The organism is Rhodococcus sp. 14C212 (assembly GCF_011058195.1).
GTDB classification, from domain to species: domain Bacteria; phylum Actinomycetota; class Actinomycetes; order Mycobacteriales; family Mycobacteriaceae; genus Rhodococcus; species Rhodococcus aetherivorans.
In genome coordinates this window covers 69,253-84,115 of the sequence record NZ_JAALEH010000002.1, presented here as the reverse complement: position 1 = coordinate 84,115, position 14,863 = coordinate 69,253, and the positions used below count along the sequence as shown (strand labels likewise).

Genomic DNA, 14,863 nt, shown 5'->3' with positions numbered 1-14,863 from the left:
GGAGTTCGACCGGATGGTTGCCGCCAGTATTGCCAGGGGTTGTGGTTTCCGGAGGCGAGGCGGTCGACATCGATGACGACAGTGCGGGTCATAGGGCCAGCGTTCCGGTTGATCACGGTCGGAAGTACAGGGCGGATTCGACTTTCGTGGCCGAGGTTGGTCCCCAGTCCTCGAGTCATGGGGTGACAGTGCGGTGCTCATGGGTGGTCGGTTCAGTGGTGGGTGTCCATCAGATCGTGAAGTGTGGCTGTTTCTCGAGCGGGTTCGTTGTCGTCGAACAGCGGCCGGATTCCGTGGGCTGCGGTGATCTGGTCGTTGCTGGCGCCGGCGGCGATCATCGGCCACACCAGCGCGTTGGTACTGACGACGAAGTCGATCACCACGGGACGGTCGTCGATGGCGCGCGCTTCGGCGATGACCGCGTCGACATCCTCGTCGCGTTCGCAGCGTAGGGCGACGCAACCGAGTGCTTCGGCGAGCAGCACGAAATCGGGGATGCGGCGTGAGTGGGTGGCCAGGTCGATGTTCGAGTACCGCCCTTGGTAGTGGACCTCCTGGAGTTGCTTGACCATGCCAAGATTACCGTTGTTGATGACGGCGACCTTGAGTGGAATACCTTCGATGGCGGCTGTGGCCAGTTCTTGATTGGTCATCTGGAAGCACCCGTCACCGTCGATCGCCCAGACCTCGCGCTCGGGTGCCCCCAGTTTGGCTCCGAGCGCGGCCGGGATGGCGTAGCCCATCGTGCCGAGACCTCCGGAGTTCAGCCAGGTTCGCGGCTTGTCGTAGGTGATGTAGTGCGCGGCCCACATCTGGTGCTGTCCGACGCCGGAGACATAGATCGCGTCGGGACCGGCGGCTGTGCCGAGTGCTTCGATGACCCGCTCGGGAGCGAGCGCCCCGTCGGCCGGGCGGTTGTAGCTGAGGGGAAAAGTGTTGCGCATCCGGTCGAGGTAGGTATACCAGTCGGTCAAATCAGGCGCTGGCGTATGGGTGCGGAGTGCGCTGATACGTTCTGTGAGTGCAGTGATCGTCTCCTTGCAGTCGCCGACGATCGGTACGTCCGCGAAGCGGTTCTTGCCGATCTCCGCGGGGTCGATGTCGGCGTGGATGACTCGGGCGCCGGGCGCGAACGAAGCGGCGTCGCCGGTGACACGGTCGTCGAATCGGGCACCGAGGGCGAGCAGCAGGTCGCCTTTCTGTAGTGCGGCCACGGCCGCGACGGTGCCGTGCATGCCGGGCATGCCGTAGTGCTGGCGGTGGCTGTCGGGGAACGCTCCGCGTGCCATCAGTGTGGTCACGACCGGGATGCCGGTCAGTTCGGCGAGTTCGAGCAGTTCGGCTGAGGCGTCGGCCTTGATGACGCCGCCGCCGACGTAGAGGACCGGTGCCTGGGCAGCGGTGATCAGCTCGGCGGCGGCGCGGATCTGCTTGCTGTGAGGTGTGGTCACCGGCCGGTAGCCCGGCAGTCTTTTCGCCGGAGGCCAGGAGAAGGTGGTCCGGGCCTGCAGCACGTCCTTGGGAATGTCGACCAGCACGGCTCCGGGGCGTCCGGTAGCGGCGATGTGGAACGCTTCGGCGAGCACACGTGGGATGTCGTCGGGGTCGGTGACGAGGAAGTTGTGTTTGGTGATGGGCATGGTGATCCCGCAGATGTCGGCTTCCTGGAACGCGTCCGTGCCGATCAGGCCTCGTCCGACCTGGCCGGTGATCGCCACGATCGGCACCGAGTCCATCTGGGCGTCGGCCAAGGGGGTGACCAGATTGGTCGCGCCCGGTCCGGAGGTCGCCAGGCACACCCCGACCTTGCCGGTGGCTTGGGCGTATCCGGTCGCGGCGTGGCCGGCGCCTTGCTCGTGCCGGACCAACACGTGGCGGATGCGCGGCGAGTCGAGCATCGGATCGTAGACGGGCAGGATGGCGCCGCCGGGAATGCCGAAGACGACCTCGACGTCGAGGGCCTCGAGGGAGCGCACCACCGCGTGTGCTCCGGTGATGGGCACCGGCGGGGTGCGCAGCGGGTTCGACGTGCCGTGGGCAGGTAGGGGCGGTGCGGAGGCGCTGTGGGCACCATGGACAATGCGGGTCGAAGCAGAGGGGACGGAAGAGATCACGTGCAGTTCCTCGAAGTGTGTCCAGTACACCGCGGGGAGCGGACGTCGGTCGGGTGTGATCGGCCCGTGGTGGTACTGGAAGTGGTCGGCTACGCCGGCGGTGGCGGTGTACCGAGCCGGCCTCGTTGGCTCGCCCGGAACAGCAGGGTGTAGACGGTGCCGGGTGTTCTGTGGTGGAGGTGGGGACAGTCGAGCACCGGACAGCAGATCCGGCAATCGACGACCCGAGGGCTGGTCGATATGCACCCCGCCGCTGTAGCCGGACGGTTCGCGACGTGCATTGTGCCAATCCCGTTTCATCGCATGTCTTTCGGTTGGGGAGTTCGCTGCGTTCCCTACCGGCAGGCGTCGACTGCGGATCCAGTTCGGCCACGGTCAACAGTTGCACGCTGGAGCCACCGCAATCGATCATCCCGTTTCGCGCCAAGGTGTTTGGGCAGACACGTCGCGGCAGTGGTCTGCACCTCGACTCGGGTGTGTACCACTGCCGCGATCGATGGTGCCGATCACGCTTGCTGCGGCACCGGGCGGTTGCCCGACCGCGTGCGGGACAGCTCGAGTGCGCAGAACTTCTGCAGGCGGTTGCGGGTGGCGAAATCGACGTCGTTGGTCGGTGTGTTCGTGACCAGATCCAGGACGCGCTGGTAGAAGATCGCCGGGGTGAGCCCGAATTCGGGGAGGATGTACTCGTCTCCGCCGCCGAAGGGGGACCACTTGGCGGCGAACGCCAACAGAGCGTGATCGTCCGGGCTCACGTTTGCTCCTTCCGAGTGTGGTGGGCGATCAGGTCAGGTCGGCTGTGGTGAAGCCGTGTTCGAGGGTGTTCTTGACTGTGGTGAGGAATCGGGCGGCGTCGGCGCCGTCGACGATGCGGTGGTCGTAGGTGATCGACAGGTATGCCATCGAGCGCACGTCGATGCGGAGTTCGCCGTCGGCTCGTATGGGGATCAGTCGTTCGACGACGGCGCCGACACCGAGGATTCCGGTCTGGGGTTGGTTGAGGATCGGGGTGTCGAACAGTGCGCCGCGGCTGCCGGTGTTGGTGAGGGTAAATGTCCCGCTCGATAATTCGTCTGCGGTGATGTTCCCGGTGCGGACGCGTTCGGCCTTGTCGGCGACGGCCCGGGCGAGTCCTTCGATGCCGAGCGTGTGGGCATCGCGGATGACCGGCACCATCAGACCTTTGTCGCTGTCGACGGCCATGCCCAGGTGGCAGTGGTTGTGGTAGGTCACCTCGGTGACCTCGGTGTTGAGCGAGGCGTTGAGAACCCGGTGCTCGGCGAGCGCATCGACGGCGGCCTTGGCGAAGAACGGCAGGAACGACAGCTTGATCCCCGTCCGCCGCAGAAAGTCGTCCTTGTGGGCGGCCCGCAGCCGGGCGATCGCGGTGACGTCCACCTCGAGCACCGTGGTCAGTTGCGCGGCGGTCTGCAGCGATTCGACCATCCGCCGGGCGATCGTGCGGCGGATGCGGGGCAGCTTCTCCACCGTGGTGCCACCGGATCCGGAGTCCTTCGGTTGCGAGGCAGCACCTGTCGGAGTGGGGGGCGGTGCCGGGGGCGACGGCCGCAGGGGAGAAGCCGCCGCCCCCGGCACCGGGGGCGCCGCCGCGACCGGGGATGCCGGAGCCGCCGCGGGTGCCGATACGGAAGGAACGGGGGACGGGTTCACCGCTCCGGTGGACGGTTCGGCGATGATCGCCAACTCGGCGCCGACGGCGACGACGTCGTTCTCCTCGGCGAGGATCCGCTGCAGGACACCGGTGACCGGCGCGGGGATTTCGGTGTCGACCTTGTCGGTGGCGACCTCGAGCAGCGGTTCGTCGGCGGTGACGTGGTCGCCGGGTTGTTTGAGCCAGCGGGTGACGGTGCCCTCGTCGACGCTGTCGCCGAGGGCCGGCATCCGCACGGTGGTGCCGGTGAGTTGTCCGGTGGTCATGGGGTCTCTTCTGTTCCTGGTGATGCGTGAACGGGGGCCGGTCAGGGGAGGAGGTCGAGGGCGGCGGTGACGATGCTGTCGGTGTCGATGCCGTGGTAGCGGTAGACATCGTCGAGCCCGCCGACCTGCCCGAACCGGGACACGCCGAGGCAGGTGCTGCGCACCCGGTTGATGCCCGCCAGGAACGCCAGGGTGTGGGGGTGGCCGTCGAGGACGGTGACCATCGGGGTGGCCCGGTCGGTGGGGAAGAGCTGATCGAGGATCCAGCTCTCACCGCGGCCGCGGCCCTGGCGGGCCTGCCAGGCCTCGAACAGCAGGCCGGGGCTGGTGATGCACAGCACGTCGGCCGGCACCCCGGAGGCCGCGAGCCGGTCCGCGGCGGCGAGCGCCTCGGTGAGCATCGCGCCCATCGCCACGATCGTGACCTGCGCGCCCTCGCGGCGCCGGATCGGGTAGCCACCGGCGACGACCTGACGGCGCCGGCGTTCGCGCGCGGCCGGGTCGGTGGGCACCGCGGCGAGGGCCTGATCCACCGGGCGGGTCGAGAGCCGCAGATACGCCGAGGTGCCGTCGGGGCGGCCGAGCCGGGCGAGGGAGGCGAGCAGGGTCCATTCGACGTCGAGGGCGAAGGCCGGTTCGTAGCTGATGCAGCCGGGTTGTTCGAGACCGATCGAGGGGGTCTTGATCGACTGGTGGGCGCCGCCTTCGGCGGCGAGGGTGACCCCGGAGGGGGTGCCGACGAGGATGGACTGGCCGCCGGCGTAGATGCCGTACGACCAGGGCTCGAGGGCGCGTTCGACGAACGGGTCGTAGAGCACCCCGATGGGCAGCAGCGGCTGACCCCAGCGGCTCCAGGTGGCGCCGAGTTCGCCGATCAGCCCGACCAGGTTGGTTTCGGCGATGCCGAGTTCCATGTGCTGTCCGGTGGGCCGCTCGTTCCAGTGCATGATCGTTTCGGCGTCGTCGGCGAACCAGTTGTGCCGCTCGGCCGCCGACCACACCCCGGCCTTGTTCACCCAGCCGCCGAGGTTGGTGGTCGAGCTGACGTCGGGGCTGACGGTGACCACCCGCCCGGCGGCCTCGGGTGCTTCGCGGGTCAGGTCCAGCAGTACCCGGCCGAGGGCGGCCTGGGTGGTGGCGGTGCCCTTGGGGGTGCGGCCGATATCGGTGGGAAGCGTCAGGTTCGGCAGCGCCGGGATCGGGTCGCGCCGCAGCCGGCCGGCGGCGGTCCGGCACAGCTGTCCTGCCGCGGTGTCGGCCGCGAACCGGCCCCACGGGTGCTGCGGGTCCATCCCCAGACTCGACGCCAGTTGCGTGTATTCGTCGACGGTCAGCAGCGCGGAGTGGTTCTGCGGGTGCCCTTCGGTGGGCAGGCCGTAGCCCTTGATGGTGTAGGCGATGATCACCGTGGGGCGGGTGTCGTCGATCTGCCGGTACGCCTGCGAGAGGGCCTGCAGGTCGTGCCCGCCGAGGTTGCGGACCGCGGCGGTGAGCGTCGCATCGTCGAGGGTGGCGATCAGCTCGGCGATCCGCGTGCTGCCGGGGCCGTCCCCGGGCAGCCGGTCGCGGACCTCGGCCGGGGTGCAGCGCAGCAGCCGCTGGTATTCCGGATTCGGCATGTCCAGGATCCGGGTGCGCAGCGCATCCCCGCCGGGGCGGGCGAACAGTGCTTCGAGCAGGGTGCCGAATTTGACCGTGATCACCTGCCATCCGGCGGCGTCGAACATCTTCTCCAGCCGGCGGGCGGCGATGTTGGGCACCACCCGGTCCAGCGACTGGCGGTTCAGATCGACGATCCACACCACCTCCCCGAGGTCGGTGATACCGGGATCGAGGATGGCCTCCCAGACCGCGCCCTCGTCGAGTTCGGCGTCGCCGACCAGCGAGTACTGCCGACCCCGACCGGTGTCGCCGAGGTGGGTGTCGACGTAGCGGCGGGCCATCGCCCCCCAGATCGGGGCGGTGGCGCCGATCCCGACCGACCCGGTGGAGTAGTCGACCGTGTCCGGGTCCTTCGACCGGCTCGGATACGACTGCAGACCCCCGAACTCGCGCAGGGTGGTCAGGTACTTCTCGTCCAGTTCACCGAGCAGATAGTTGATGCTGTGCAGCACCGGAGACGCGTGGGGTTTGACCGACACCCGATCCCCGGGACGCAGGTGCTCGAACCACAGGGCGGTCATGATCGAGACCATCGACGCGCACGAGGCCTGATGGCCACCGACTTTCAGGCCGGTGGGGTTGGGCCGGACCCGGTTCGCGTGGTGGATCATCGAGGTCGACAGCCACAGCACCCGCTGCCGGATCGCCTCGAGGGCGGCAAGGTCCTCGCACGCACCGGTGTGGCCGGTGGGGTGTGAGGTCACGGAGTCGAGGGACACGGGCTGGGGCATCGGAATTCTCCTTGAAGACAACAACGCGGAACCGGGCAGGGCTACTGCATCAGGTGCCGAGGGGAGCCGGCTCGGCCGGCGACGGATGAGAAGCGGCCGAGCGGCGAAGGAATGGGGATGCCCACCGGATCGTGTCTGGGGAGGCTTGCCCGACCTGCGGGGTGTGACAACAGTCCACCAGTGCACGACTGTATGCGCAATACTGGAACCGAAAATTGAGCACTATGCACCCCGCTGGCGGGGGTGGACGAAAGCGAGGTTGGCACTTTGCCAAGCACACACCGAGCCGACCGCATCGACGCGCGAATCCTGACCGCCTTGTCCGACGATCCGCGTGCCACCGTCATGGCCTTGGCTGATCGAACCGGTCTGTCCCGCAACACCGTCCAGGCTCGCTTGAGCAAGCTCGACGAGGCCGGGGCGCTGCGCTCGTTCGAACGCCGCATCGACCCGGCAATCCTCGGTTATCCGCTGCAGGCGTACGTGCTCACCAACGTCACCCAGCGCAAACTCGACCGCGTCGGGGCCGCACTCGACGCGATACCCGAGGTCCTCGAAGTGCACGGCCTCAGCGGCGTCGCCGACCTGCTCGTCCACGTCGCCGCCCGGGACGCCGACGATCTGTATCGCGTCGCCGGGGACATCCTGAACATCAAGGGCGTCAAACGCACCACCACGGCCCTGGTGATGCGCGAAATGGTGGACTACCGTGTCCGACCACTGCTCGACACCCTCGCGGAGTAAGCAACCCACGATCATTCCCAGCGGAGGCACTCGGTGTGCTCGAGGCGGGGAAGCCGCTCGAACCACGGGTTCTCACCGGGATGTCCGATGTTGACGACCAGCAGCGACCGCCACTGCCCGTCGGGGAAGAAGTCCGCATCGAGGGCGGCGGCGTCGAACCCGCTCATCGGCCCGGCCGCCAGACCGCGGGCCCGGACGGCGAGGATGAAGTAGCCGGCCTGCAGCGCCGCGTTCAGCTGGGCGGTGGCCGACCGGACTGCCGCGTTCGATGCGTAGAGCTGCCCGAGTTCGGGCTTGAACGGCAGCAGGGTGCCCATATGGTCGTGGAACCGGGTGTCCACGGCCAGGATCGCCGCGGCCGGAGCCGAAGCGGTCTTGGCCTTGTTGCCGTCGTTCATGTGGGCGACCAGCCGATCGCGCCCGGATTCCGTGCGAACGAACACTATTCGCAGCGGTTGGGTGTTCGCCCCCGTCGGTGCCCACCGCGCCAACTCCCAGATCTCGGTCAGGTGCGCGTCGGACACCGGGATGGGCGCGAAGGTGTTCGCAGTCCGCGCCGAGGTGAACAACACATCGAGCGCCCGTTCTCCGACAGGCTCGAGCCGGTGGGGTGCAGGGTTCTCTACGGTGTCGGTCACGACAGTCCTCACTGATCCTGTGTCTGGCGAGAGCGGTGAAAGGCATTGGCGTAGTCGATGTACCAGTCCAGGGCATCGGTATCGGCGACGGTGGCCCGGTTCAGTGCACTCTCCGCCGGGGCCCCTTGGATGAGCCTCTTGATCGGCACCTCGAGGCGCTTGCCGGTGCGGGTCATGGGTACGGCGGGGACGTCGACGATCTCGTCGGGAACGTGACGCGGTGAAACCTCGGTGCGGATGGTGGTGCGGATCTTCTCCACCAGTGCGTCGTCGAGGTCGTAGCCGGGGTGGAGCACGACGAACAGGGGCATGTGGTAGCCGCCGTCGGGGAGTTCGGCGCCGATGACCAGGGCGTCGGCGATCTCGGGGAGGGCTTCGACGGCCTGGTAGATGTCGGCCGAGCCCATCCGCACGCCGCCGCGGTTGATGGTCGAATCGGAGCGGCCGTGGATCCGGCAGCTGCCGTGGTCGGTGATGGTGATCCAGTCGCCGTGCCGCCACACTCCGGGGAAGGTGTCGAAGTACGCGTCGTGGTAGCGGGCACCGTCGGGGTCGTTCCAGAAGTAGATCGGCATCGACGGCATCGGCGCGGTGATGACCATCTCCCCGACTTCGTCGGTGACCGGGTGTCCGTCGGCATTCCAGGCTTCGACTGCGACTCCCAGGCACGGTCCCTGCAGCTCGCCCGTGTACACCGGCTGGAGGGGATTGGCCCCGACGAACGCGGTGGCCACATCCGTCCCTCCGCTGTCGGAACCGAGGTGCACATCGGACTCGACCGCCTGATAGACCCAGGTCCAGGTGGAGTCGGGCAGCGGGGAGCCGGTGCTCATGATCGACCGCAGCGAGCCGAGATCGAAGTCCGCACCCGGGTTGGCGCCGGCCTTTTCGCACAGGGTCAGGTAGGCGGCTCCGGTGCCGAAGCGGGTGACGCGTTCCTTACCGCAGACACGGAACAGGGTGTCCGGGCCGTCGGCGGTGGGGCTGCCGTCGTAGGTGACGATGGTCGCGCCGGTGACCATGGCGTCGACGAGCATGTTCCACACCACCCACGCGGTGCTGGCGGCGATGAACACCCGATCGGTGGGGCCGAGGTCGTAGTGCAGGGCGTTGGCCTTGAGGGATTCGAGCAGGATGCCGCCGTGCGAGTGCACGATGCCCTTGGGCAGTCCGGTGGTGCCGGAGCTGTAGAGAATCCACAGGGGATGATCGAACGGCACCTGCTCGTACCGGGGCTCGGCGTCCCCGGTGATCAGCTCGGCGAAATCGAGGACTCCGTCGGGAAGCGGTGTCGTGCTGTCGAGGGTGCGGACCATGACGGTGTGCGTGACGGTGGGCAGGTGGGCCTGCAGCTCGGCGAGCAGGGCACGGCGGTCGACGGTCTTGTGGTTGAACCGGTAGCCGTCGACGCCGATCAGCACGGTCGGTTCGATCTGGGTGAACCGGTCCAGCAGTCCCTTGAGACCGAAGTCCGGGGCGCAGCACGACCACACCGCGCCGACGCTGGCCGCGGCGAGCACCGCGACCACCGTCGGCGCGATGTTCGGCAGCACCGCCGCGATCCGGTCGCCGGGGCGCACCCCCATTGCGCGGAACTGTGCGGCGAGATTGGCGACCTGGGACACCAGCTGGGCCCGCCCGATCTCGGATCGGTGGCCGTTCTCGTCGAGCGAGACGATTGCGGGCCCGTCGGCGTCGATGTGCCGTAGCAGGTTCTCCGCCCAGTTCAGCCGCGCCCCGGGGAACCACTGCGCCCCGGGCATCTTGTCTGCGGCCAGCGCGGTGGAAGCGGGAACCGAGGCGAGGACGTCGAAGTAGTCCCAGATCGAGGACCAGAATCCCTCCAGATCGGTCACCGACCATTGCCACAGCGACCGGTAATCGGTGGTGCGCACGTTCTTTTCGGTGGCGAGCCAGCGCTGGTACTGCGACATCCGGCAGGCGGCGGCCCGTTCGGCAGCGGGAGACCACAGCAGTTCGGGTTCGGGACCGGACATCGATGGGTGTTTCCTTTCGGGGCTGGTATACCGCCCGGCGACCGCGGATATGCGTGGGTACTCGGTCGCCGGGACGGCATGGGCGGCGTCGGCTCAGCGGGACAGGAGGGTGCCGACGGTGCGGGCGAGGTCGTCGGCCGGATCGGTGGCGCGCTCGGCGCTGCGCCAGGCGACGTGGTTGTCGGGGCGGACCAGGATCGCCCCGTCTTCTGCGATCTCGCGCAGTTCGTTCCAACGCCCGGTGGGATCGGTGTAGTCGGCGCCGTCGGCGATCGTGACGACCTTGATGCGGATCCCGAACTTCTTCTCGACCGTATCGGCCGCGCTCACCCAGGCCTGGCCCTGGGCACCGGTGACGAGCACGAAGGCGGTATCGGTGTCGGTGAGATCGTGGGTGGAGACCCGGTGGCCGTGGTGCTCGATCCAGGCGTGGGGAAGGCGGTGTCCGGGGCGGGTGGTGGGGAAGTACACGCTGCCCATCGGGTCCCGCGGCGGGGCGTCGCTGCCGTCGGGCACCAGGGCGCCGTCCTGGTAGGCGAAGCCGATCTCGAGGTCGTGCGCCTGGAACTCGGTGCGCTGGGTGTTGGCGACCTCGAACGCCCGCGCCCGGCGGGTTTCGCCCATCGGGGTGTCGGAGAACAAGTCCCGAAACACCTGGGTGCGAAGCTCGAGAGGCTGATCGGGGCTCAGCCCGAGGCCGGCGTCGATGACCATGTGGTTGAGGAAGGTGAACATGGCCCAGTCGACGTTGCGCATGCCCACCAGGCGCCGTTCCGGCTCGTAGCTGTCGAGCAGCGCGGGCGCGGCGTCCCCCCGCAGGACGGCGGCGAGTTTCCACACCAGGTTGTGGGCGTCCTGGATGGCGGTGTTGAGCCCGAGGCCGGTGGTCGGGGGGTGCCGGTGGGCGGCGTCCCCGGCGAGGAAGATGCGGCCGACCTGGTACTTGTCGGCGAGCACCCCTTCGAGGATCCAGTGGCTGACCTTGTGCACCTGCGGTTCGAGGTCGGGCAGCTTGAGCAGTTCCCGCAGCCGGGGAACGATCGCCTCTTCATCGAAGCGGTTGGGGTCGTCCGGGCGGAAGGTGAAGTGGATGACGAACTCTTCCGAATGCTTGCCCCAGGTCGGTCCCATCGCGGCCATGGCGCCGCTGTGCCAGGAGCCGGCCCCTTCCGGGTTGACCAGCCAGGTGATCAGCACGTCGTCTTCCCAGTACTGCGACAGATCCGCGGTGAAATGAGTGCTGACCATGTCCAGGATCCCGGTCGGGCCTTCCAGCGTCACCCCCAGTTCGGGGCCGACGGTCTTGCCGCCGTCCGCGGCGACCAGGTACTGGGCGTGGACGGTGTAGGTCTCCTGCGTGTCCCGGTCGAGGATGACCGCATCGACGCCGTCGTCGTCCTGGGTGAACGAGACCAGTTCCCGGTGGAAGTGGATCGAGCCCGGTGCGCGCTGCTCGGCGTGGGCGCGCAGCAGCGGCTCGAGCCGCACCTGGGGGTAGTTGCTCGACAGGCACGGGCTGTCCTCGGCGTACTTGTTCTCGAGGCCCCCGCCTCCGAAGGAGTCGAGGGTGAACAGGGTGCGTGCGTCGAGTTCGCCGTCGCCGCCGAGGGAGGTCACCCAGCGGGTCTTGCCCATGTTCTTCGGCGGCGTGCCGACTTCGTAGATCGAGTCCGCGACGCCGTACTGCCGGAGCACCTCCATGGTGCGCTGGTTGAGGTAGTGCGCCTTCGGCAGCGGCGAGGTGCCGGTGTGCCGCTCGACGAGATGGTGGTCGATGCCGTGCTCGGAGAGCAGGATCGAGGTGGTCAGGCCACAGCCGCCGCCGCCGACGACGAGTACGGGAACGGTGATGTCAGACATGGTGCGTGCTCCTGGAAACAGTGGTGAGGGGGCGGGGACGGCCGGTGGCGACGAAGCAGTGGCGCATCTCGCCGATGCCCTCGGCGCGGCTGACGAGTTCGTCGTCGGTGCCGATGAGCCGTTTGGGCTCGCGGGTGAAGCCGATGCCCGCCGGGGTGCCGGTGAAGATCAGATCGCCCGGGCGCAGCGGCACGATCGACGACAGGTAGGACACCAGGACCGGGATCGGGAAGATCAGATGACGGGTGCGGGAGCTCTGCATGAGCTCGCCCGACAGCACGGTGCTCACCTCGATGTCGTCACGATCGGCGAACTCGTTGGGGGTGACCAGCACGGGGCCGATCGGGGCGAAGCCGGCGAAGGACTTGCCGAGCGCGAACTGCTGCGGGGGAGGTCCGGACAGCTGCAGCTCGCGTTCGGAGAGGTCCTGACCGAGGGTGAGGCCGGCGACGTGGTCCCAGCCTTGCGAGACGGGGACGTGGCGGGCGTGTTTGCCGATGACCGCGACGAGTTCGACCTCGAAGTCCACCGAGCCGCCGGGATGTTCGATGGTGTCGTACGGTCCGGTGATCGCGGCGGGGAACTTCGTGAACACGAAGGGCGCATCGGGCAATTCGAGACCGGATTCCTCGACGTGATCGGCGTAGTTCACTCCGACGGCGAAGATCTGGCCCGGCCGGGGAACCGGAGCGTGCAGCTCCGATTCGATCACCGAAGCAGCATCGGAGAAATCCACGGTCCGGGCCCACGAGACGAACTCGTCCCAGCGCTCGAAAATCTGCTGGGGATCTGCGGAGAAGCGCCCGGCGCTGGCGGTTTCGACGTCGACGCCGCGACCGTCCGCGACGAGGGTGAGCCGGCCGGATTGATTTGCCACACGCATGAGAACGAGTCCTTCGAGAGACGATCGAGTGTCGGTATCGGTAGAGACCGTCGGGTCAGCTGGTGAGCGCGACCATCGGATCGGGCAGATGGGGGCTGGTCTCGAGAGCCCAGGCATGGGTGGTGATATCCGAGACCGGGGTGCCCATCGCGAGTGCCTCGCGCATCAGCTCGGGGACGAACGACACACCGACGGGGTTGTTGCCGTATTCCGGCCCGTGCATGTACTCGGTCGCCTCCTCCGGGGTGGCGAAGTTGTCGATCTGCAGTTCGACGAAATTTCCGTCCGGGTCCTGGTAGTACAGCGACGTGGTCACCCCGTGCTGAATCGGGACCTTCGGTTCGATGCCCTTGGCCTTGAGCCTGTCGTAGCGGTCGAGTAGATCCTGCAGGGTGTCGAAGGTGTAGGCGGTGTGGTGCATGCCGGCGGCTCCGGGGTTGCGAGGCGCCAGTTCGACGGGAGCGCCGAGCAGAGCGACCCGGTGATGCTCCTCGTCGAAGGTGATGAAGCACAGGCCGTGGCCCTCGTAGACCACGTGAGCGTCGAGGACGGTGCAGTACCAGTCCCGCATCTCGTCGAATCGGCTGGTCTGCAGCACAACGTGGGCGAACCTGGGGGTGGAGGTCATCGGTGTCTCCTTCGAAGCTGAGCGTGGTCATCGGTGCGAGACCTCGGGGAATCCGGGCGGACCGCCAGTCGGGGTCGCTCCGTGCAACGGGTGTGCTCAGGCACGAGAACGTTGCTATATGTGGAAGCGACGGCACTGCCGGGACGGATTCATGGTGTGGTCTCTGTCACGTGATCTGTTCCACAATTCCATCCGACGTCGCCCGTTGCGGCTACGGGCTGGAACCCAAGAAATCCGGACAGGGTTGGTCTGTAGCCCAATAGAGTGATGTGCTCGCCGTGGCCGTGGCCGTGGCCGTGGCCGGATCGGAAGGATGCCGAAGTGCCGAATTGGACATATGAGCTCTCGGGAGCACGTGCACCGCAGCCCGAGGCCGAGTGGCTGAGCCCGGATGCCGAGCGCGTCAGGGAGGCTCTCGGGGACGGGGCGGTGACCTGGGCGGTCGAGGTCGGTCAGGACATCGCCGCCAGGATTGCTCAGAAGATTCCTGCCCTGGCGGACGAGGCGGCTGTCATGGCGGCCATACGTCGAGCCACCACCTCCACCGCACTGCGCGCACTGATGATGGTGGCCGGTCTCGGCGAGTCCGACACCACGCTGGCGAGTGCCGAGGTCGACGAGATCGCCCGGGACTTCGCTCGACGAGGCATGGAGCTCGACGACCTGCTGCGTACCATTCGCGTGGGGTACGCCGTCCTGGCCGCGGCTTTTCTCGATGCAGCGACTCTCTTGCTTCCGCCCGCGGAGAGCAGTGCCGAACTTCGGCGGATCTCGGTGTTGCTCTTCGAAGTGCACGACGACTTCACGGCCGGGGCGGCCTCGGCTTTCATCGCAGAGCAGAGTGTCTGGGCTGCGGGGGTGTCTGCAGCCCGATTCGATCTGGTGAACCAGATCCTCGGTGCCGAGGACGTCGATCGGGTCCACGCCGAGAAGGTTCTCGGCTATCCGCTCGCCGGCCCCCACATTGCACTCGTCGCGTGGAGCGGACCGCACTCCACCCGGGATCTGCGCACCGTCGTCGACACCGTCCTGCGGCAGCGAGGCGTCCCGTCGGCCTCGTTGGTACTACCGGTCGGGCTCCAGACCGTATGGGCATGGGGAACCGTGACCTCCGGGAGTTCGCCGCACCGGGGTGCGCTACCCACGTTCGACGACGCGTTCGTCGTGGTAGGCGAGGTGGGCGTCGGGGAGGAGGGCTTCCGTCGAAGCCATGCCGAAGCCAAGGCGGTCGAACGGCTGATCCGCCTTCGCCCGGTTCCGAGTCCCTGCACCGTGGCCCACGAACACGTCGCACTCGAGGTGTTGCTCCTGTCGGATCCGGAGGCGGCAGTACAGTTCGCTTCGCGGCTCCTGGGCCCGCTCGCACTGAGTGAACCTCGCATGGCAGAGCTCCGGTCGACGCTGCGCCGCTATTTCGACATGGACCACAGTTTGTCCCAGGTGGCCGCGGCGGAGCACATCTCGAAGAACACGGTGACCTATCGCGTGCACAAGGCGTTGAATCTGTGCGGTCATTCGGGGGGGACGACCACCGACCTGCGTGCCGCGCTCCGCATTCACGAGTGGCTTCGAGGAGATCCGCTCACTCGAGGGTAACGCTCAGCGGAACCGGCATCCTGCGTCCGCAGATTGGTCTGGAAACCAAGGCTGGTGCAGAACCTTGGGTTG

At 67.7% G+C, this 14,863-nt stretch carries 11 protein-coding genes; 2 read left to right on the top strand and 9 right to left on the bottom strand.

All coding sequences use genetic code 11. The features are described from left to right. Positions 1–212: 212 nt before the first annotated feature. The 4 genes from G6038_RS01500 to G6038_RS01485 form a co-directional block, all read right to left on the bottom strand. Complete coding sequence (locus G6038_RS01500; RefSeq protein ID WP_165035557.1) at positions 213–2,114, bottom strand: acetolactate synthase large subunit; 1,902 nt, start codon at positions 2,112–2,114, stop codon at positions 213–215. Between the two features lie 506 nt (positions 2,115–2,620). After that, positions 2,621–2,869: a DUF3263 domain-containing protein gene (locus G6038_RS01495; RefSeq protein WP_165035556.1), complete on the bottom strand. Its 249-nt coding sequence runs from the start codon at positions 2,867–2,869 to the stop codon at positions 2,621–2,623. Positions 2,870–2,897: 28 nt separating this feature from the next. Next, a complete protein-coding gene (locus tag G6038_RS01490; RefSeq protein WP_165035555.1) occupies positions 2,898–4,052 on the bottom strand; it encodes a 2-oxo acid dehydrogenase subunit E2 in 1,155 nt (384 codons plus the stop codon). 41 nt (positions 4,053–4,093) lie between these two features. Then, entirely contained in the window at positions 4,094–6,445 is a 2,352-nt protein-coding gene (locus G6038_RS01485; protein ID WP_206024124.1) for a transketolase C-terminal domain-containing protein, read from the bottom strand. A gap of 267 nt (positions 6,446–6,712) precedes the next feature. On the opposite strand from G6038_RS01485, the gene G6038_RS01480 reads away from it, so the two are divergent. Further along, a complete protein-coding gene (locus G6038_RS01480; RefSeq protein ID WP_165035554.1) occupies positions 6,713–7,189 on the top strand; it encodes an Lrp/AsnC family transcriptional regulator in 477 nt (158 codons plus the stop codon). 11 nt (positions 7,190–7,200) lie between these two features. Here the strand turns inward: G6038_RS01480 and G6038_RS01475 are convergent, their stop codons facing one another. The 5 genes from G6038_RS01475 to G6038_RS01455 all read right to left on the bottom strand — a co-directional run bounded on the left by G6038_RS01475 (position 7,201) and on the right by G6038_RS01455 (position 13,195). Further along, positions 7,201–7,827 carry a malonic semialdehyde reductase gene (locus tag G6038_RS01475; protein WP_165035553.1) on the bottom strand — a complete coding sequence of 209 codons (627 nt, stop codon included), beginning with the start codon at positions 7,825–7,827 and terminating at the stop codon, positions 7,201–7,203. Positions 7,828–7,835: 8 nt separating this feature from the next. Next, the gene (locus G6038_RS01470) at positions 7,836–9,824 is read right to left on the bottom strand and encodes an acetoacetate--CoA ligase (protein ID WP_165035552.1); all 1,989 of its coding nucleotides are present in this window, start codon (positions 9,822–9,824) and stop codon (positions 7,836–7,838) included. A gap of 93 nt (positions 9,825–9,917) precedes the next feature. Further along, the gene (locus G6038_RS01465; RefSeq protein WP_165035551.1) at positions 9,918–11,684 is read right to left on the bottom strand and encodes an FAD-dependent monooxygenase; all 1,767 of its coding nucleotides are present in this window, start codon (positions 11,682–11,684) and stop codon (positions 9,918–9,920) included. Beyond that, positions 11,677–12,567 (bottom strand): fumarylacetoacetate hydrolase family protein, encoded by an 891-nt coding sequence (locus G6038_RS01460; protein WP_165035550.1) that lies wholly within the window; start codon positions 12,565–12,567, stop codon positions 11,677–11,679. Before G6038_RS01460 ends, G6038_RS01465 begins: the two co-directional genes overlap by 8 nt. Before the next feature lie 55 nt (positions 12,568–12,622). Next, positions 12,623–13,195, bottom strand: a complete 573-nt coding sequence (locus tag G6038_RS01455) for a VOC family protein (RefSeq protein ID WP_165035549.1) — start codon at positions 13,193–13,195, stop codon at positions 12,623–12,625. A gap of 321 nt (positions 13,196–13,516) precedes the next feature. Here G6038_RS01455 and G6038_RS01450 point away from each other — a divergent pair, with 321 nt between their 5' ends. Further along, entirely contained in the window at positions 13,517–14,791 is a 1,275-nt protein-coding gene (locus G6038_RS01450) for a helix-turn-helix domain-containing protein (RefSeq protein ID WP_165035548.1), read from the top strand. Positions 14,792–14,863 lie beyond the last annotated feature (72 nt).

Bases quoted from the DNA above. Each gene is read 5' to 3' on its own strand.
- G6038_RS01490 (WP_165035555.1), bottom strand. From the start codon at position 4,052: ATGACCACCGGACAACTCACCGGCACCACCGTGCGGATGCCGGCCCTC.
- G6038_RS01470 (WP_165035552.1), bottom strand. From the start codon at position 9,824: ATGTCCGGTCCCGAACCCGAACTGCTGTGGTCTCCCGCTGCCGAACGG.
- G6038_RS01465 (WP_165035551.1), bottom strand. From the start codon at position 11,684: ATGTCTGACATCACCGTTCCCGTACTCGTCGTCGGCGGCGGCGGCTGT.
- G6038_RS01455 (WP_165035549.1), bottom strand. From the start codon at position 13,195: ATGACCTCCACCCCCAGGTTCGCCCACGTTGTGCTGCAGACCAGCCGA.
- G6038_RS01460 (WP_165035550.1), bottom strand. From the start codon at position 12,567: ATGCGTGTGGCAAATCAATCCGGCCGGCTCACCCTCGTCGCGGACGGT.
- G6038_RS01485 (WP_206024124.1), bottom strand. From the start codon at position 6,445: ATGCCCCAGCCCGTGTCCCTCGACTCCGTGACCTCACACCCCACCGGC.